The organism is Simiaoa sp., assembly GCF_051972595.1.
GTDB classification, from domain to species: Bacteria; Bacillota; Clostridia; order Lachnospirales; family Lachnospiraceae; genus Acetatifactor; species Acetatifactor hominis.
The window spans coordinates 1-18,333 of the sequence record NZ_JBOKRY010000027.1 but is presented as its reverse complement, the minus strand read 5'-3'; the positions used below and the strand labels follow the sequence as shown (position 1 = coordinate 18,333).

At 49.4% G+C, this 18,333-nt stretch carries 18 protein-coding genes and 1 tRNA gene; 18 read left to right on the top strand and 1 reads right to left on the bottom strand.

The annotated features are described in order from the left end of the window. A tRNA-Ser gene (locus ACTRDR_RS10190) sits at nt 1-87 on the bottom strand. A 300-nt stretch (nt 88-387) separates the two neighbouring features. On the opposite strand from ACTRDR_RS10190, the gene acpP reads away from it, so the two are divergent. The 18 genes from acpP to ACTRDR_RS10100 all read left to right on the top strand — a co-directional run bounded on the left by acpP (nt 388) and on the right by ACTRDR_RS10100 (nt 18,019). Beyond that, nucleotides 388-612, top strand: a complete 225-nt coding sequence (gene acpP / locus ACTRDR_RS10185; RefSeq protein ID WP_117466369.1) for an acyl carrier protein — start codon at nt 388-390, stop codon at nt 610-612. Between the two features lie 167 nt (nt 613-779). Continuing rightward, the gene (fabK, locus tag ACTRDR_RS10180; protein ID WP_337544903.1) at nt 780-1,718 is read left to right on the top strand and encodes an enoyl-[acyl-carrier-protein] reductase FabK; all 939 of its coding nucleotides are present in this window, start codon (nt 780-782) and stop codon (nt 1,716-1,718) included. A 138-nt stretch (nt 1,719-1,856) separates the two neighbouring features. After that, nucleotides 1,857-2,843: an ACP S-malonyltransferase gene (gene fabD, locus ACTRDR_RS10175; RefSeq protein WP_440527328.1), complete on the top strand. Its 987-nt coding sequence runs from the start codon at nt 1,857-1,859 to the stop codon at nt 2,841-2,843. Further along, nucleotides 2,837-3,592, top strand: coding sequence for a 3-oxoacyl-[acyl-carrier-protein] reductase (fabG, locus tag ACTRDR_RS10170; RefSeq protein ID WP_440527326.1), 756 nt, complete (start codon nt 2,837-2,839; stop codon nt 3,590-3,592). Before fabD ends, fabG begins: the two co-directional genes overlap by 7 nt. Nucleotides 3,593-3,690: 98 nt before the next feature. Next, nucleotides 3,691-4,932, top strand: coding sequence for a beta-ketoacyl-ACP synthase II (gene fabF / locus ACTRDR_RS10165; protein WP_440527325.1), 1,242 nt, complete (start codon nt 3,691-3,693; stop codon nt 4,930-4,932). 60 nt (nt 4,933-4,992) lie between these two features. Next, the gene (gene fabZ, locus ACTRDR_RS10160) at nt 4,993-5,421 is read left to right on the top strand and encodes a 3-hydroxyacyl-ACP dehydratase FabZ (protein WP_176862589.1); all 429 of its coding nucleotides are present in this window, start codon (nt 4,993-4,995) and stop codon (nt 5,419-5,421) included. Between the two features lie 79 nt (nt 5,422-5,500). After that, nucleotides 5,501-7,156: an acetyl-CoA carboxylase carboxyl transferase subunit alpha gene (gene accA, locus ACTRDR_RS10155; RefSeq protein WP_440527323.1), complete on the top strand. Its 1,656-nt coding sequence runs from the start codon at nt 5,501-5,503 to the stop codon at nt 7,154-7,156. 24 nt (nt 7,157-7,180) lie between these two features. Then, a complete protein-coding gene (locus ACTRDR_RS10150; protein ID WP_440527322.1) occupies nt 7,181-8,242 on the top strand; it encodes an NAD(P)H-dependent flavin oxidoreductase in 1,062 nt (353 codons plus the stop codon). Then, the gene (locus ACTRDR_RS10145; RefSeq protein WP_440527320.1) at nt 8,239-9,303 is read left to right on the top strand and encodes a beta-ketoacyl-ACP synthase III; all 1,065 of its coding nucleotides are present in this window, start codon (nt 8,239-8,241) and stop codon (nt 9,301-9,303) included. Before ACTRDR_RS10150 ends, ACTRDR_RS10145 begins: the two co-directional genes overlap by 4 nt. Before the next feature lie 115 nt (nt 9,304-9,418). Further along, entirely contained in the window at nt 9,419-9,868 is a 450-nt protein-coding gene (locus ACTRDR_RS10140) for a MarR family winged helix-turn-helix transcriptional regulator (RefSeq protein WP_440527319.1), read from the top strand. A 178-nt stretch (nt 9,869-10,046) separates the two neighbouring features. Then, on the top strand, nt 10,047-11,120 hold the full coding sequence (locus tag ACTRDR_RS10135; RefSeq protein ID WP_440527318.1) for a 6-phosphofructokinase: 1,074 nt from the start codon (nt 10,047-10,049) through the stop codon (nt 11,118-11,120). A 43-nt stretch (nt 11,121-11,163) separates the two neighbouring features. Next, nucleotides 11,164-12,744, top strand: coding sequence for a DNA polymerase III subunit gamma/tau (dnaX, locus tag ACTRDR_RS10130; protein WP_440527316.1), 1,581 nt, complete (start codon nt 11,164-11,166; stop codon nt 12,742-12,744). Between the two features lie 156 nt (nt 12,745-12,900). Then, the gene (locus ACTRDR_RS10125) at nt 12,901-13,245 is read left to right on the top strand and encodes a YbaB/EbfC family nucleoid-associated protein (RefSeq protein ID WP_176862601.1); all 345 of its coding nucleotides are present in this window, start codon (nt 12,901-12,903) and stop codon (nt 13,243-13,245) included. Next, nucleotides 13,245-13,841, top strand: coding sequence for a recombination mediator RecR (gene recR, locus ACTRDR_RS10120; RefSeq protein ID WP_148448136.1), 597 nt, complete (start codon nt 13,245-13,247; stop codon nt 13,839-13,841). Before ACTRDR_RS10125 ends, recR begins: the two co-directional genes overlap by 1 nt. Before the next feature lie 38 nt (nt 13,842-13,879). After that, the gene (locus ACTRDR_RS10115; protein ID WP_440527314.1) at nt 13,880-14,923 is read left to right on the top strand and encodes an aldose epimerase family protein; all 1,044 of its coding nucleotides are present in this window, start codon (nt 13,880-13,882) and stop codon (nt 14,921-14,923) included. Nucleotides 14,924-15,050: 127 nt separating this feature from the next. After that, nucleotides 15,051-16,214, top strand: coding sequence for a LysM peptidoglycan-binding domain-containing protein (locus tag ACTRDR_RS10110; RefSeq protein WP_440527312.1), 1,164 nt, complete (start codon nt 15,051-15,053; stop codon nt 16,212-16,214). An 86-nt stretch (nt 16,215-16,300) separates the two neighbouring features. Next, on the top strand, nt 16,301-17,500 hold the full coding sequence (locus ACTRDR_RS10105) for a DUF5711 family protein (protein ID WP_440527310.1): 1,200 nt from the start codon (nt 16,301-16,303) through the stop codon (nt 17,498-17,500). 12 nt (nt 17,501-17,512) lie between these two features. Continuing rightward, nucleotides 17,513-18,019, top strand: coding sequence for a CvpA family protein (locus ACTRDR_RS10100; protein WP_176862612.1), 507 nt, complete (start codon nt 17,513-17,515; stop codon nt 18,017-18,019). Nucleotides 18,020-18,333 lie beyond the last annotated feature (314 nt).

Sequence of the window (18,333 nt, the reverse complement as noted above, 5' to 3'; positions counted from 1 at the left end):
CGGAGACGGTGGGATTTGAACCCACGTGCCCGAGAAGGGCTAACGCATTTCGAGTGCGCCCCGTTATGACCACTTCGATACGTCTCCAAAAGATTACAACGTAGATTATTTTATCTGAAAAATGCCGGTTTGGCAAGGGGAGAAACGAAAAAACCTTTTGTAATGAGATTGTTACTGCCTACGTGATAATAAGGTTGAAAGCGGTAGTTATAAAAAAAGATGTTGACAGAACAACATCTAAGTAGTATATTGCAAATAAATACTTTGATAATCAAAGTATTCGCAGGGCAATGCTGTACGATATAGCGAAGCCAAAGCAATTGTGCCGAAGAGAACAAAGCGGCAAAGACAGAATATTAAAAAAGAATGCATAAGGAGAGTAAAAACATGTTAGAGAAAGTAGCAGCCATCATCAGAGAACAGTTAAACCAGGAGAATGTAGAGATCACGGAGGCGACCCGTTTCAAGGAGGATCTGGAAGTGGACTCCCTGGATCTGTTTGAACTGGTAATGGCATTTGAAGAGGAATATGGTGTGTCCATTCCTTCCGAGGAATTGGAAAATATGGCAACAGTAGGTGATGTTATCAGATATATTCAGGAGCAGGCGTAAGAACTGCATATCGTGGGATTATCATCCCACTTTTATGCTCATATCGGGGCGGGTCCTAAGGTCTTTCACCCACTTATGAGCAAGCTCATGTGGGCTTAGACCTTTTGACCCTGGTATCATCAGAATATGTAATATAACGCAGAACGACGAGAAGGATCAGAAAGACAATGAGAACAAAGATCACGGAACTTCTACAAATCGAATATCCCATTTTCCAGGGCGGCATGGCATGGGTGGCGGAACATAAGCTGGCGGCAGCGGTATCGAATGCCGGAGGCTTAGGCATCATCGGTGCCGCTTCCGCTCCGCCTGAGGTCGTCCGGGAGGAAATCCGCAAATGTAAAGAGCTGACCGACAAGCCCTTCGGCGTGAATATCATGCTGCTCAATCCCAACGCAGAGGAAGTAGCGAAGATCGTTGTGGAAGAAGGAGTACAAGCGGTAACGACAGGTGCGGGAAATCCCGGAAAATTCATGGAGCTGTGGAAAAATGCCGGAGTGAAGGTCATCCCGGTGGTGGCAAGTGTAGCTATGGCGAAGATGATGGAGCGGGCAGGAGCAGACGCCGTAGTGGCGGAAGGCATGGAGAGCGGCGGACATATCGGTTCCACCACAACCATGGCACTGGTGCCGCAGGTGGTGGATGCTGTGTCTATCCCGGTGATCGCAGCCGGAGGTATCGCCGATGGCAGAGGCATGGCGGCGGCATTTATGCTGGGGGCCGAGGGAATCCAGATGGGAACCCGGTTCGTAGCATCGAAGGAATCTATTGTTCATGAAAATTATAAGAATCAGATCATCAAGGCAAAGGATATCGATTCCGTGGTGACGGGAATGTCTACCGGACATCCGGTGCGTTCCCTGCGTAATCAGATGACCAGAGAGTATCTGAAGCTGGAAAAGGAAAACGCAGACTTCATGGAGCTGGAAAAGCTGACGTTGGGATCTCTTAGGAAGGCAGTGCAGGACGGTGATACCGTAAATGGAACCCTGATGGCTGGGCAGATCGCAGGATTGATCCGCAGAGAACAGACCTGCCGTGAGATTATTGAAGAAACAGTGCAGCAGGCGCAGGAGTGCATAGCGGCACAAGGACAGCATAAATAAAACATAGCGACAGCTAGCCGCTGACAACAGATTTCGAACAGCGGCAGGTGGCGTAGTGTATGTGGAAAACGGTGCAATAGAAACTGTGCTGTAATGAGGGGAACAAATCGTATCACATAGTAATAGGAGATGACAAGAATGAGCAAGATCGCATTTTTATTCCCGGGACAGGGATCTCAGTACATAGGAATGGGAAAAGAATTCCATGATACTTACCCGGAAGCACAGGCGGTATGGAAGCTGGCAGACAAGGTGCTTCAGAATCTATACTGGCAGGATAAACGGGAAAAGCAGGCGGATAGCGGACATCCGTACTCTATGGAGCAGCTGACCTTTGAGGAAAATCCTTATATCAACGTTACAGAATATACGCAGATCGCTATGCTTACCATGGAAGTCGCAATCCTGAAGGTACTGGAAGCCAAGGGTCTGAAAGCGGAGATGGCAGCAGGCTTAAGCCTTGGAGAATATGGGGCGCTGGCTGCTGCTGGTGTGATGGAACTGCCGGACCTGTTCCGGATCATAAGGATGCGTGGTATCTATATGCAGGAGGCCTATCCGGAAGGAGGCGCCATGGCAGCGGTATTAGGACTGGACGGAGATACCGTGGCAGCAATCTGCGAACAGACAGCAAAAGAAACCGGCAAAGTCGTCTCGGTGGCAAATTATAACTGCCCGGGACAGATCGTGATCACCGGAGAGGCAGATGCAGTAGAGGCGGCATCAGAAGCGCTGAAAGAAGCAGGTGCAAAACGCTGTATCCCCTTAAAGGTCAGCGGACCGTTCCACTCAGCCCTGTTAAAAAATGCAGGAGAACAATTGGCAGAAGAACTGAAAAGCGTCAAGCTGTCAACCCCTTGGATTCCTTATGTATCCAACGTAACAGCGGATTATGTGACAGATGCGTCACAGGTTGCGGAACTGCTGAAACAACAGGTATCCAGTCCCGTACAGTTCACCCAGAGCATAGAGCGCATGATCGCGGATGGCGTGGACACGTTCATAGAGATCGGCCCGGGGAAGACACTCACAAGCTTCGTCCATAAAATTGACAGAAATGTCAAAGTATACAATATCGAGAAACCGGAGGATCTGGACCGGGTGATGGAGGAACTGGCATGCTGACAGGAAAAAGTCTGACAGGACAAGTTGCTATTGTCACAGGGGCATCACGGGGCATCGGAAAAGCAGTGGCACAAACACTGGCATCAGAAGGAGCCACGGTGATCATTAATTATAATGGTTCTGCAGAGGCAGCGGAAGCAGTGATGACGGACATCCGAAGCCACGGCGGCATGGCAGAGGCTGTGAAGTGTAATGTTGCAGATTTTGCAGAGAGTGAAGCCTTTGTAAAGGCGGTAACAGAGAAATACGGCAGAGTTGACATCCTTGTCAATAATGCCGGGATCACGCGGGACAATCTGATCGTACGGATGACGGAAGAAGAATTCAATGCTGTGCTAGACACGAATCTAAAGGGTGCGTTTCACATGATCAAGCATCTTGGCAGGACTTTCATGAAACAGAGATATGGGAAAATCATCAATATTTCTTCTGTCAGTGGTATCGTCGGGAATGCCGGGCAGGCTAATTATTCCGCATCCAAGGCAGGGCTGATCGGACTGACGAAAAGCGTAGCAAGAGAACTGGCATCCCGGAATATCTGTGTGAATGCCGTGGCACCCGGATTTATCCGGACAGATATGACAGACAAGCTGCCGGAGGCGGTACAGGATAATGCGGTCGGACAGATCCCGCTTAAGAAAATGGGAAGACCGGAGGATGTGGCACAGGCGGTTCTGTTCCTGGCAGGAAATGCCTCGGACTATATCACCGGACAGGTGCTGTGCGTGGACGGCGGTATGGCGATGTAAAACTATGTCCGGCAACAGGAAAGCAGAATAGAAAAATATGTCCGCTAACGATACAGCAGGATAGAAAATAAGTCAGGACGCGAGGGAGTATATCACGTATGGGTAAAAATAGAAGAGTTGTAATAACAGGTATGGGAGCCATCACTCCTATTGGAAACAGCGTAGAGGAATTCTGGAATGGTATCAAAGAAGGCAAGACCGGATTTGGTCCTATAACCTATTTTGATACTGCGGATTACCGTTGTAAGCTGGCGGCGGAAGTGAAGGATTTTGATCCTACACAATATATGGACAAAAAATCCGCCCGCAGAATGGAGCAGTTCTGCCAGTTCGCAGTAGCAGCTGCAGGACAGGCGATCGCAGATGCAGGTCTTACTATGGAACAGGAAGATCCGTATATGGTGGGCTGCAGTGTGGGAAGCGGCATCGGAAGCTTACAGGCCATGGAGCGGGAATATGACCGCTTGAAGGAGAAAGGCCCCGGCAGGGTAGGCCCCATGCTGGTGCCTCTGATGATCTCCAACATGGCAGCAGGTAATGTCAGCATTGCCTATGGGCTGAAGGGCAAGAGTCTGAACGTTGTGACTGCCTGTGCAACCGGTACACATTCCATCGGAGAAGCATATCGTACAATCCAGTACGGTGATGCAGACGTGATGGTAGCCGGAGGAACGGAAAGTTCTATTACACCCATCGGCATTGCCGGATTTTCCGCACTGACAGCATTGTCGTTTAGTGAAGATCCTCAGAGAGCTTCTATTCCCTTTGATAAAGACCGCAATGGGTTTGTCATGGGGGAAGGCTCGGCAGTAGTGGTGCTGGAAGAACTGGAGCATGCAAAGAGACGCGGAGCGAAGATCTATGCGGAGTTGATCGGGTATGGCTGTTCTTCGGATGCTTACCATATTACCTCCCCTGCGGAGGACGGCAGCGGAGCAGCCACCGCCATGCTGAATGCCTTAAAAGACGGCGGTGTGGCGCCGGAGAAGCTTACTTATATTAATGCACACGGAACCAGCACTCATCATAATGACCTGTTTGAGACCAGAGCTATCAAGCTCGTATTTGGAGAACATGCTTATGATCTGAAGATCAATTCCACCAAATCCATGGTAGGGCATCTTTTAGGAGCAGCTGGTGCAGTGGAATTCGTCACCTGCGTAAAAGAAATTCAGGAAGGCTATATCCATCGTACCGTGGGACTGCGTGAGACGGAGGAGGAACTGGATCTGAATTACTGCAGAGACAGCTACGAAGAAGAGGTGCCTTATGCACTGACCAATTCGTTGGGCTTCGGCGGACATAATGCCAGTCTCTTGCTAAAGAAGTACATGGAATAATCGTAACGGAATGCGAAGGGGCATCTGCTGGCAAGATGCTATTTGCGGAACGGAGGAATCATGTCAGTATATAACACACAGGAAATCATGGAGATCCTGCCCCACAGACATCCCTTTCTGCTGATCGATACTATCGAGGAGCTGGAGTCTGGTGTCAGAGCGGTGGGACGCAAAAACGTAACCTTCAATGAACCGTATTTTGCCGGACATTTTCCGGGAAATCCGGTGATGCCCGGAGTACTGATCCTGGAGGCACTGGCCCAGACCGGGGCGGTGGCAATCCTGTCTCTGCCGGAGAACAGAGGCAAGACAGCTTATTTTGCAGGGATTGACAAGGCAAAATTCAAACAGATGGTGCGTCCCGGAGACACCTTGGAACTGGAGACCACCATTATCCGCAGTAAGGGACCGATAGGTGTCGGGGAAGCGATCGCCACGGTGAATGGAAAACTGGCGGCGAAAGCAGAGCTTACCTTTGCGGTAAAGTGATACAACAGCCTGCATATCCGGCAGACAGGGAGACTTGTCAGGGCAAGAGGATGAATATTGCAGGATAAGAGGTGCAAGTATGGGAAATGTAACGATAGAAACAGAGATCAAATGCCCGAAATGTAAGAAAATGATAAACAGAGACCGGGCAGCGAAAAATAAATATGTCTGCTATGAGTGTGGTTATTATTTCCGGGTAAAGACCCACAACCGGATCCGCATGGTGGCAGACCGGAAAAGCTTTCAGCCTTGGTTCGAGGAGATAGAAGAGAGCAATCCACTGAAATATGAGGGCTATGAAGAAAAACTGTCGGAGGCCAGGGAAAAATCCGGCACAAAAGAAGCTGTGACCGTAGGTGAATGCGAGATTTACGGGGAAAAAGCTGTGATCGGCATCTGCGAATCTAAATTTATGATGGGCAGTATGGGACATGTGGTCGGCGAGAAAGTCACCCGGGCAATTGAAAAGGCGACAGAATTGCGGCTGCCCGTATTTTTATTCTGCTGTTCCGGCGGTGCGAGAATGCAGGAGGGAATCGTGTCACTGATGCAGATGGCAAAGACCGCCGCAGCGATCAAACGCCATGGAGAAGCAGGACTTCTCTACGCGACTATTTTGACGGATCCCACCACAGGTGGTGTAACGGCCAGTTTTGCCATGCTGGGAGATGTGATCATGGCGGAACCGGGAGCCTTGATCGGCTTCGCAGGACCGAGAGTCATTAAGCAGACTCTGGGACAGCGTCTCCCTGACGGCTTCCAGACAGCGGAATTTTTACAGGAGCATGGTTTTGTGGACGGTATCGTCCGTCGGGAGAATCTGAAGAAGACCTTATATTTCCTGATCACAACGCATCGGTGCAGTGAAGGAAACTATGCGGATTTTAAGAAAAATATTGACTTCCATTTTGAACCTACGGAGATTGTGAAGGAACGGTCATTCCTGACACTCCCCAGAACAGCATGGGAAAAGGTCAAGACCGTCCGGAGAGTGGACAGACCGGCAGCAACCGACTATATTCCCTACATTTTCGATTATGTAGTGGAAGCTCACGGAGACCGTTATTATGGGGATGATAAAGCACTGGTAGGTGCAGTGGCATTCCTGGACGGACAGCCGGTCACGGTGCTGGCAGATGTGAAGGGCAAGGATTTTGCGGAGTGTGCCAGACGCAATTACGGAATGCCCATGCCGGAGGGGTATCGTAAGGCACTGCGCCTGATGAAACAGGCGGAGAAATTCCACCGCCCCATTATCAGCTTTGTAAACACGCCGGGAGCTTTCTGCGGTGTGGAGGCGGAGGAGAGAGGGCAGGGCGAGGCTATTGCCCGGAATCTGCTGGAGATGTCAGCCTTAAAAGTACCGGTATTGTGTATCCTTATCGGAGAAGGCGGCAGCGGCGGGGCACTGGCTACGGCGGTAGGCAATGAGGTGTGGATGATGGAAAATGCCACATACTCGATCCTGTCTCCCGAAGGCTTTGCTTCTATATTATGGAAGGATGCTGACCGTGCCAGAGAAGCCAGTGAAGTCATGAATATTACTTCGGAAGATCTGAAACGGCTTGGTGTGATCGAACGGATCGTACCGGAATACGGCGGGGCAGACCAAAGTACCGTGGAGGCCATCGGTGGGTATCTCAAGGAACATATCAAGGAATTTCTGCAAAAATATACCGGCATGACCGGTGAACAGATCGCAGAGGAACGTTATGAAAGGTTTCGCAAGTATTAAAGCGGTAACGAGAGGTGATGTGGGATGAAGCACGGAAAAATGATCCTGGGGGAATTACATGCAGATATTCCCGTGATCCAGGGAGGCATGGGTGTGGGAATCAGCCTGTCCGGTCTGGCGGGAGCAGTGGCTGCGGCAGGTGGGATCGGCATCATTTCTACTGCCCAGATCGGTTTCCGGGAGCCGGATTTTGACAGAGATCCCATCGCCTGTAATCTGCGTACTATCGGAAAAGAAATAGAAAAAGCAAGGCAGATCGCAAGAGGCGGTATCGTCGGTGTCAACATCATGGTGGCAACACAACGCTACGAGGATTATGTAAGGGCAGCAGTGCTGGCAGGTACTGACTGTATTATCTCCGGTGCCGGACTGCCGTTAGATCTGCCCGGAATCGTGGCAGAGACGGAGGATAGGATGGCCGGGCGCAGCCACCGGACGATGTTAGCGCCGATCGTGTCGAGCCCCCGTGCCCTGTCGGTCGTCACGAAATACTGGATGAAAAAATACGACAGAAAGCCGGACTTTATCGTGGCGGAGGGACCACTGGCGGGAGGACATCTGGGATTTAAGCGGGAAGAACTGGATGCGTATACACCGCAGACATATGAGAAGGAACTTACGGCAATGATCCGGCAGGCGGCAGAACTGGGGATTCCTCTGATTGCTGCGGGCGGTATTTATGACCGGAGGGATCTGGAGCACTGCCTGTCCCTCGGGGCTGCGGGGGTACAGATGGGTACCCGGTTCGTGACCACACGGGAATGTGATGCGGCGGATGCATATAAGCAGGCATATCTCGGCGCACGGAAAGAAGACATTGTCATTGTGAAAAGCCCTGTGGGAATGCCGGGGAGAGCCATACGGAATGCTTTTCTGGAAAAAGCGGCATCCGGGGAACGGTTTATGACCGGATGTAGACATTGCATTAAGACCTGCGACCCGAAGACGGCGCCTTATTGCATCACCAGAGCGTTGATCAATGCAGCAACGGGAGATGTGGATAACGGGCTGCTGTTCTGTGGCAGCAATGCTTGGAGGGCGCAGAAAATAGAAAGAACAGTGGATATCATGGAGGAAATGGCGTGAGGACCATAAGAATCACCGGAACCGGAAGTGCACTTCCGGGAAGGATTGTTACAAATAAAGAATTGGAGCAGATGGTGGAAACCTCGGATGAATGGATCCGCGAGAGAACCGGTATCGGTGAGCGTCATGTGTCTGTTGGGGAGACAGTTGTGACACTTGCGTCAGAAGCAGCCCGTAAAGCACTGGAACAGGCAGGAAAAAGAGCGGAAGAGATCGACCTGATCCTGGTGGCAACCTGTTCTCCGGAGCAGTATCTGCCCTGTTGTGCCTGCCGGGTGCAGGCGGACATCGGCGCAGTGAATGCACTGGCTTTTGATGTGAATGCGGCCTGTTCCGGATTTTTATTTGCCCTGAATACTGCGGATGCTTATCTGCGGATGGGACTTGCAGAAAATGCACTGATCATCGGCAGTGAGGTGCTGTCCAAGCTGGTGGACTGGACGGACCGGAGCAGCTGTATTCTGTTCGGAGACGGTGCCGGAGCGGTAGTCGTAGAACGATGCAAGGCAGAGTTCCGAGCGGTGGAATACGGTAACGCTTTGGCGGAGACAGAGGAGAAACGGATACCTGCAGCAGGCATTCTGGGACGGGCGCTTCATTCCGACGGCACCGGCGGTGGAGTCCTGCAATGTGGAGCGAGAGAACTGACAACCCCCTATGCAAGGACTTCAGCGGCAAAAACTGACCAAAACCAGCCGGCGAACGACAGAGAACATTATATTCAAATGGATGGACAGGAAGTATATCGTTTCGCTACCAGACGGGTACCGCAGTGCATCGAGGAAGCGCTGTCAGATGCCGGACTTGCTGTGCCGGATATTGATATGTTCGTATTACATCAGGCCAACGCACGTATTATTGATGCAGTGGCGAAACGCCTTCATGCGGATCGCAAAAAATTTCCCACAAATCTGGAGCGGGTAGGCAATCTGTCCTCCGCTTCCATTCCGGTGCTTCTGGATGAACTGCACAGGCAGGGAAAGCTGCACCGCGGTGACCGCATCGTTCTGGCGGGATTCGGCGCCGGACTTACGATTGGGGCTTGCGTGATGACCTGGTAGACGATATACTGAAAATGATTCGGAGCGCCGTACACGATGGATATCTGTCGGAGAAGGCAGCTTCGAAAAATCTCGGACATACGACAGAGATATTTCAGATATCGTAGAGGACACTATGGAGAAGAGCAACAACCGGGTGCTGAATGAACTGCTGGTGAACCTGTTCCATAACGTGATGGATGCAGAGGCAAAGGCGGTCATAACAGAAGAATTCAAGGATATTACGAATAATGATATGCACATTCTGGAGGCTATCGGCATCGAGGAACCAAAGAGTATGTCCCGGATCGCGGGGGAACTCCACGTCACCGTGGGAACCCTGACCACGAATATGAACAGTCTGGAGAAAAAAGGCTACCTGGAGCGTAACCGCAGCACACAGGACAAACGTGTGGTGCTGGTGACCCTGACAGAGAAGGGGAGAAAAGCTTTTTTCCACCACAGAGATTTCCACAGGAAAATGATCCATACGATCATTCGGGATCTGGACGAGGAAGAAATGCAGACATTGATCAAATGTCTGGGAAAACTGGATACATTTTTCAGAGATGGCAATGCAGAGTGACCGGAGAGCTCCGGTTACTCTTTTTTTGTTTGCAGGATATCGAAATCTTTTGGAAATTACAACAAACTATTTTCAGATGAAAACAAATGTATTAAAATAGAAATAACGATTCAAAGTGTTGGATAGATATAGCAGACGCAAGAAAAAATAATGAAATATAGAAACGGAGGATCCTACGATGAAGAGAATCGGAATGTTAACGAGCGGTGGTGACTGTCAGGCCCTGAACGCAGCTATGAGAGGCGTGGTGAAAACCCTGGCGAACGGTAAGGAAGAGGTGGAGATCTATGGCTTCCTGGATGGTTACAGAGGACTGATCTACGGTAATTTCCGAATGCTGACGGACAAGGATTTCTCCGGTATTCTTACCAAGGGCGGAACAATCCTGGGAACCTCCCGTACTCCCTTCAAGACGATTCAGGATCCGGATCCTAACGGACTGAATAAGGTCGAAGCCATGAAGCAGAATTATTACAAGCTGCAGTTAGACTGCCTGGTGATCCTGGGCGGTAACGGTACTCACAAGACCGCAAACCTGCTGCGCAAGGAAGGCCTGAATATCGTAACGCTGCCCAAGACCATTGACAATGACCTGTGGGGCACCGATATGACCTTCGGATTTCAGAGCGCAGTGGATATTGCGACGGATGCCATCGACTGCATCCACACCACAGCGGCTTCCCATGGCAGAGTATTTATCGTGGAAGTGATGGGACATAAGGTAGGATGGCTTACCCTGAATGCAGGCATGGCCGGCGGCGCGGATATCATTTTGATTCCCGAGATTCCTTATGATATCGATAAGGTGATCGAGAAAATTGAAGACAGAGACAAAAAAGGCTGCCGTTTTACCATCATCGCGGTAGCCGAGGGTGCTATCTCCAAAGAGGATGCAGCCCTTACGAAAAAAGATTACAAGAAAAAGATGGAAAAATATCCGTTCCCTTCCGTATCCTATGAAGTGGCTGCGCAGATCCAGGAGAAGACCGGCAGAGAAGTACGTGTCACCGTACCCGGTCATATGCAGAGAGGCGGAAGCCCCTGCCCTTATGACAGAGTATTCGCCAGTCGTCTGGGCTCCGAGGCAGGCAAGCTGATCCTGGACAACCAGTACGGCTTCATGGTAGGCTATAAGAACCGTGAGATCGTAAGAGTTCCGTTAGAGGATGTAGCGGGCAAGCTTAAGACCGTGGATCCCGATGCCACCATCGTGCAGGAGGCGAAGATGCTGGGCATCTGCTTTGGCGATTAAGAAAGTCTTCACGGCAGAACAAAGTTAGGAAGAGAGAAAACACATGTCATATACAGCGCTATACCGGAAGTTCCGTCCGGATGCTTTTTCCGATGTCAAAGGTCAGGATCATATCGTGACCACACTGAAGAATCAGCTACGGGCGAACCGGATCGGCCATGCGTATCTGTTCACCGGAACGAGAGGTACCGGTAAAACTACGGTGGCGAAGATTTTTGCGAAAACAGTGAACTGCGAACACCCCACAGAGGACGGCCCCTGTGGGGAATGCCGTATTTGTAAGGCAATTGCGGCGGGAGCCAGCATGAATGTCATCGAGATCGACGCGGCTTCCAACAACGGTGTGGACAATATCCGTGAGATCATCGACGAGGTATCCTATTCCCCGGCGGAGGGAAAATACAAGGTCTACATCATCGACGAGGTGCATATGCTCTCCCCCGGAGCTTTCAACGCATTGTTAAAAACTCTGGAAGAGCCGCCCTCTTATGTTATTTTTATTCTGGCGACCACAGAGGTGCACAAGATCCCCATTACGATTCTGTCCCGTTGCCAGAGATATGATTTTAAACGAATTTCCATTGATACCATCACGGATCGCATGAAGGAACTGATGGACACGGAGCAGGTACAGGTGGAGGACAGAGCTCTGCGCTACATTGCGAAAGTAGCGGACGGTTCCATGCGTGATGCGCTAAGCCTTCTGGATCAGTGTATTGCCTTCCATCTGGGCAAGGAGCTGACCTACGACATGACCCTGGATGTGTTGGGGGCAGTGGATACGGAAGTGTTCAGCAGATTGCTGCGCTTCGTCATGGACCGGAATGTGTTAGGCTGCATTGAACTGTTGGAAGAGATCGTCATGCAGGGCAGAGAACTGGTGCAGTTCGTCACGGACTTTACCTGGTATCTGCGGAATCTGATGCTGGTACAGACAGCGGATAATCTGGAGGATGTCATAGATATGTCCACGGATAATCTGGCGAATCTGAAGGAAGAGGCTTCCATGCTTTCCATGGATCAGATCATCCGCTATATCCATATTTTCTCCGAACTGTCCGGACAGATCCGCTATGCAGCGCAGAAGCGTATCCTGGTAGAGATCGCGCTGATCAAGCTGTGCAAGCCGGAGATGGAGACAGATCAGGAAGCTGTCCTGGATCGAATCCGTCAGGTAGAGGAAAAAGTGGAAAACGGTATTGTCGTTACAGCACAAATGCCTGCCGGAGCTCCCGGAGTACAGGGGGGACCGCAGGGTGGCGCGGCGAGACCCAAACCGGAGCTGCCCAAGGCTATCCCCGAGGATGTACAGGAGATCGTGCGGAAATGGCCGGCCATCGTAGGCAATGCGGAGAATCCCATGAAGATGTATCTGAAAAATGCCAGATTGAGCCTGGGCGGAGACAATAAGCTCATGGTGGTGCTGGAGGATGGACTGGCTTCCGATTATTTCAAGGGAGAAGCCCACGAGCAGAATAAGCAGCAGCTGGAGGCTTTATTGTCCGACTTTTCCGGCAAGGAGATCGAAGTGACGATCCAGACGGTGGAAAGTAACCGCCAGTTCGAGGACAACTACGTAGATCTTAGCAAAGTCATCAACATGGAGATCGATGAAGAGGAGTGATCCTGCATGAATTTAGGATTGCGACAGGCTTACAGATAAGGTAAGATATAATAATAACTCACTCGCAGGACGATAGTCCGAAATGCGAATATATTATGATTTCGAGAATGCGTAGCACGGAGAAATCAATCATAAATGATATGGAGGAACAGTAACATGGCAAAAAGAGGTGGATTCCCCGGAGGCGCAATGCCCGGTAATATGAACAATCTGATGAAGCAGGCACAGAGAATGCAGCGCCAGATGGAAGAGGGACAGAAGGAATTAGAGACCAAGGAGTTCTCTGCATCCGCAGGCGGCGGAGCTGTGGAAGTGACCATCAACGGTAAAAAAGAGATCACAGCCATCAAACTGGCAGAGGAGATCGTGGACCCTGAGGATATTGAGACATTACAGGATGCAATCGTGGCAGCAGCCAACGAGGCACTGCGCAAGGCTGACGAAGCCAATGCCGAACTCATGGGCAAAATGACCGGAGGCTTAGGAGGATTTCCTTTCTAATGGAACTTTACAGCGGACAGATCAATAAATTAATAGATGAACTGGCAGCCCTGCCCGGGATTGGCAGTAAGTCCGCACAACGATTGGCTTTTCACCTGATCAATATGCCCAAGGAGCGTGTGGACAGACTGGCGAATGTCATGATCGAGGCCAGAGCCAATGTTCGGTACTGTAAGGAGTGTTATACCCTGACAGATAAGGAAATCTGCCCGGTGTGCGCAAATCCCAGAAGAGATCATCATACGATCATGGTGGTGGAGAATACCAGAGATCTGGCAGCCTATGAGAAGACCGGCAAATACGAAGGTGTGTACCATGTCCTGCATGGTGCCATCTCGCCCATGCTGGGCGTGGGACCCGGTGATATCAAGCTGAAGGAACTGATGGAACGCCTGCAGGGAGATGTGCAGGAAGTGATCATTGCGACCAATTCCAGCCTGGAGGGCGAGACTACGGCAATGTATATCAGTAAATTGATCAAACCGACCGGGATCAAGGTGACCAGAATTGCCAGCGGAGTGCCCGTGGGTGGTGATCTGGAATATATCGATGAGGTAACATTGCTCCGTGCCTTAGAAGGCAGAGTGGAGTTATAAGCAGCAGAGAAAATGAATAAATGTGGGAGGAGAAGACAATGGCAGTAACAAAAAGTGTATTTGGGAAAAGCCCCGAAGGGAGAGAGATCTCTCTGTATACCCTGAGCAACAGCAAGGGAATGCAGGCGAAGGTAACAGATCTCGGTGCGAATCTGGTAGGAATCCTGGTACCGGATGCGCAAGGTGTGACAGCTGATGTGACACTGGGCTTTGACAGCGTGGACCGTTATTATAAGAATTACAGCTTCTTCGGTGCAGTGATCGGACCCTGTGCGAACCGTACCGCAGGGGCAGCATATACATTAGACGGTGTGGATTATCGGATGGATCAAAATGACGGACCCAACAACCTGCACACACATATTGAACTGGGCTTCCATAAGAGAATCTGGGATGCGGTTCCGGGAGATAACAGTGTCACCTTTTCTCTGGAGGACGAGGATGGATATCTGGGATTCCCCGGACATAAAAAGGTGTCCGTAACCTATTCCCTGGACGAGGAGAATGCCTTAAGACTGCATTATCATGCGTCCAGTGACAAACGGACTATTTTTAATCTGACCAATCATTCCTATTTTAATCTGGACGGACAAGGCACCGGCAGAATTGAAGACCATGAATTATGGCTGGGAGCTTCCCATTTCACACCGGTGGTACCGGGATCCATTCCTACCGGTGAGATCTGCGCAGTGGCAGGTACACCCATGGATTTCACACAGCCGAAGAAGATCGGAAGAGATATCGAAGCAGACTTTGAACAGTTAAAGCTGACGGGTGGCTATGACCATAATTTCTGCATTGATGACTGGGATGGCAGTCTGAAGCACATTGCGACTGCGAAAGGACCGAAGAGCGGCAGAGTGATGAAGGTATATACCACATTGCCCGGCGTACAATTCTATGCAGGTAACTTTATCGCACCGGAGGAGGGAAAAGCAGGCGCAGCCTATGATAATAGAAGCGGATTCGCCCTGGAGACCCAGTATTATCCGGATACCATTCATCATGAGAATTTCCCTTCTTATATCTTTGGTGGGGAAAATGGTGATTATGATTCTGTGACCGTATATAAATTCGAGTAAATAAATAGTTATGCAAACTTTGTCGAAGTGTTTTTTTAAGGACGCGACAAAGAACGCTAAAATACCTCCTGTGCGGATGATATAGTTAGTGATAACTGATAGAAACGGCATGGGAGGTGTTTTTTGTATGGAATTACCGAAAAATATAACGCAGATCGGAGAGGCGGACAAGCACTGCAGAGTCTATGTGGAAGATTATGTGGTATCTTACATAAAACAAATGAACGGAATGGCACAGAACAAAGACATTGCCATTGCGCTGTATGGCAGACGGACGACGGAGAATGGTGTGGCTTATCTGTTCGCCTATGGTTCGGCAAAACTGAATTTTCTGCAAAAACCGATACGGCACTTGTCCCAGGCACAGGAGCAGGAGATCGAGAAGCTGCGGAAAAAGTATTTTCCGGAAATGACATTTTTAGGATATCAGATTTTGAACGGAGAGATGGTGGAAGGCTTCCGTATCTGTGAGCAGGAGATCTGCAGGTATGTGGCAGGCTATGCACAATTTTATGAAAAAAATGACAGCATGCTGGCGTACATGCTGGAGAATCGGGGAGAGGAAGCGGAACCGGAGAAGGTAGATCAGGAAAAATATGAGGTCGTAAAGAAGCGGCAGGAAGAGCGCAGACAGAGACAGGAAAACGTACATGCCGGGCATGCCGAATATGCCGGACGAATAGAACGTAGAGATAACATCATTCCCATGCCTACGGTGGGACTACGCCGGATGAAGATGGCGGCCACGGGAGTGTTCGTACTGCTGTGCGTTATGGCACTGGCACTGATGCGGCAGGAAAACACCGGGGAATCCCTGGGGGAGACGGCCAGGCAGGCGATGAGCAGCCTCATGGAGCAGAAATTACCGGATGCGGTGGAGGAGCAGAACCAGGTCAGCACACTCGTGGCGGAGGACAAGCTGGAAGATGCACTGCGGCAGGAAAACAATGCCATGGCAGAGAATACGACAACTAAAGAGGAGACCGCTGCGCCGGAGACGATGGTGACCGAAGCTGCTGTGGAAGACACAACAGAGGTAACAGAAGAACCGCAGCCGGAAGTGACACCGACACCGGAACCGACACCTGAAGTGACAGTGGAATCGGAAACACCACAGACACAGGCAGCTGTGGCACAGCCGACGGCTTATACGATCAAGAAAGGTGACACATTGATCGGTATCTCTTTACGCAATTACGGAAACAATACAAAAGTGCCGGAAATCTGTGCATTGAACGGAATCACAGATCCGGATGATATCAAAATCGGACAGGAAATCCTTCTGCCGTAAAAAACTTATTTTCAAAAGGTAAGATTATGGTATACTGTAAATGTTACACAATAGTAGGATATAAGGATACATAAGGAAATAAATGCATGGCAGCAGATATTAAAAATTATCTGAAAGAAAAAGAAAAACGGCAAAAGAATCAGGATGACTATAAGAAAAAGATCCGTAAACATAAACTGACCATTGTATACCGGGTGCTTCTGGCAGCGGCGGCACTGGGAGCGGCGCTGGCACTGGTAGTGGTGCAGGCAAAACGGCATATTTACACAGGATATGATACCTTGTCCTCTGTAAACAGGGAGACCTCGTCAGATGCCATAGATGTCCGCCTGAAAAACGGAATTCTTACATATAGTAAGGATGGCGCACATTGTACGGATGCAAAGGGAAATGTGAAATGGAATCAGACTTATGTTATCCAGGATGTGAAACTTGCTACCTGCGGAAGTGTGGCAGCTATCGGTAGTTACAATGGTCGTGAGATTTATGTACAGAATACGGAGAAACAGCTGGGAACCATTACCACGACCATGCCAATCCGTAATATTACGGTAGCAGACACCGGCAGAGTAACGGCAACACTGGCGGACACAGATGCAACCTGGATCATGACCTACGAAGCGGACGGAAGCAACAGTTACACCGGACAGGCACATATGAATGACGGAGGATATCCTATCTCCATCAGTCTGTCCCCGAGTGGAGAGCTGCTGGCGGTCAGCTACTTATATGTAGATGCAGGAGTGGTGAAATCCAACGTGGTGTTCTATAATTTCGGTCCGGTGGGTGCGAATCAGAGTGACTATATGGTCAGCGCCTATACCTATTCTGATCTGGTCGTTCCAAAAGTGCAGTTTATGAATAATGATACCGCCTTCGCAGCAGGTGATAGCCGTCTGATGATTTTTAGCGGATCACAGAAGCCGGTAACCATCGGAGAATATCTCTATGATGATGAGATCCAGTCAGTTTTTTACAGCGAGAAATACGTAGGACTGGTATTTTTATCGGATCAGGCGGAGACCAAATACCGTATGGATGTATATAATGCTTCGGCGGTAAAAGTGGGGAGCTATTATTTCGATGTGGATTATACAGATATATTTTTTGAAGAGGATGCCATGGTGATCTACAACGAGTCGGAATGTCAGATCTTCACAACAGAGGGTGTGGAAAAATACCGGGGGAACTTTGGCAAGAGCGTGCGACTTATGCTTTCGGCGGGAGGATCCTACAAATATTACCTGGTGACGGATAATACAATAGATACCATACAGTTAAAATAAAGGAGTATACGAATGAATCTGAATTTATTGCTTATTATTACAGCAGTGATCTTACTTTGCATGGTGATGGACGGTTATAAAAAGGGAATGGTGAGATCCCTGATCTCTTTGATCTCCCTGCTGATCACCTGCGTTGTACTGTTCCTGTTGGGAAATGCGCTGAGCAGTTACTTTGACGGAAGATTTTTCAATGTGATAATCACCCTGCTGTTGCTGGCAGCCATCGGACTGGTACACCATTTACTGAATGTGGTGTTCTTCTCTGCAAAGGTAATCTCAAAACTACCCATAGTACATAGCCTGGACAAATTACTAGGTATTGTGGTTGGAATATTGGAAACTGTCCTAATTGTTTGGACAATATATGCATTTAACATCTTCAGAGATCTGGGAACCTTGGGACAGGTCATCGTAGATTACACCAGAGACAGCAAGATCCTTACATGTCTGTATGAAAACAATTACCTGGCATACCTGATCGAACAGCTCGGACAAAAGCTTCCTTTCTTCGTAAAATAGAATAGAAAAGTGGTAAAAATCCCCTGCACATGCGGAATTTGCATGGCAGGGGATAATTTGTGTAAAAAATTCAAAAAATAATGTTGACAAGTGATATATGGGGTGATATACTCAGATTTGTTGTCAGGGCAGTACCGAGACAACACAACAACGAAAAAGAAATTCAAAAAGATTTCGAAAAAGTTGTTGACAGATGTCTGGCAGATATGGTAATATAAAAACCTGCCGCGAAAAACATAAGTTTTTCAAGACAAAAAAGTTTTAAAAAAGTTGTTGACAAACGAAAGCGGTCGTGATAAGATATCAGAGTTGCC

What these genes read in the sequence shown, in the direction of transcription:
- acpP (WP_117466369.1), top strand. Translation starts at nt 388, where the DNA reads ATGTTAGAGAAAGTAGCAGCCATCATCAGAGAACAGTTAAACCAGGAG.
- fabK (WP_337544903.1), top strand. Translation starts at nt 780, where the DNA reads ATGAGAACAAAGATCACGGAACTTCTACAAATCGAATATCCCATTTTC.
- fabD (WP_440527328.1), top strand. Translation starts at nt 1,857, where the DNA reads ATGAGCAAGATCGCATTTTTATTCCCGGGACAGGGATCTCAGTACATA.
- fabG (WP_440527326.1), top strand. Translation starts at nt 2,837, where the DNA reads ATGCTGACAGGAAAAAGTCTGACAGGACAAGTTGCTATTGTCACAGGG.
- fabF (WP_440527325.1), top strand. Translation starts at nt 3,691, where the DNA reads ATGGGTAAAAATAGAAGAGTTGTAATAACAGGTATGGGAGCCATCACT.
- fabZ (WP_176862589.1), top strand. Translation starts at nt 4,993, where the DNA reads ATGTCAGTATATAACACACAGGAAATCATGGAGATCCTGCCCCACAGA.
- accA (WP_440527323.1), top strand. Translation starts at nt 5,501, where the DNA reads ATGGGAAATGTAACGATAGAAACAGAGATCAAATGCCCGAAATGTAAG.
- ACTRDR_RS10150 (WP_440527322.1), top strand. Translation starts at nt 7,181, where the DNA reads ATGAAGCACGGAAAAATGATCCTGGGGGAATTACATGCAGATATTCCC.
- ACTRDR_RS10140 (WP_440527319.1), top strand. Translation starts at nt 9,419, where the DNA reads ATGGAGAAGAGCAACAACCGGGTGCTGAATGAACTGCTGGTGAACCTG.
- ACTRDR_RS10135 (WP_440527318.1), top strand. Translation starts at nt 10,047, where the DNA reads ATGAAGAGAATCGGAATGTTAACGAGCGGTGGTGACTGTCAGGCCCTG.
- dnaX (WP_440527316.1), top strand. Translation starts at nt 11,164, where the DNA reads ATGTCATATACAGCGCTATACCGGAAGTTCCGTCCGGATGCTTTTTCC.
- ACTRDR_RS10125 (WP_176862601.1), top strand. Translation starts at nt 12,901, where the DNA reads ATGGCAAAAAGAGGTGGATTCCCCGGAGGCGCAATGCCCGGTAATATG.
- recR (WP_148448136.1), top strand. Translation starts at nt 13,245, where the DNA reads ATGGAACTTTACAGCGGACAGATCAATAAATTAATAGATGAACTGGCA.
- ACTRDR_RS10115 (WP_440527314.1), top strand. Translation starts at nt 13,880, where the DNA reads ATGGCAGTAACAAAAAGTGTATTTGGGAAAAGCCCCGAAGGGAGAGAG.
- ACTRDR_RS10110 (WP_440527312.1), top strand. Translation starts at nt 15,051, where the DNA reads ATGGAATTACCGAAAAATATAACGCAGATCGGAGAGGCGGACAAGCAC.
- ACTRDR_RS10105 (WP_440527310.1), top strand. Translation starts at nt 16,301, where the DNA reads ATGGCAGCAGATATTAAAAATTATCTGAAAGAAAAAGAAAAACGGCAA.
- ACTRDR_RS10100 (WP_176862612.1), top strand. Translation starts at nt 17,513, where the DNA reads ATGAATCTGAATTTATTGCTTATTATTACAGCAGTGATCTTACTTTGC.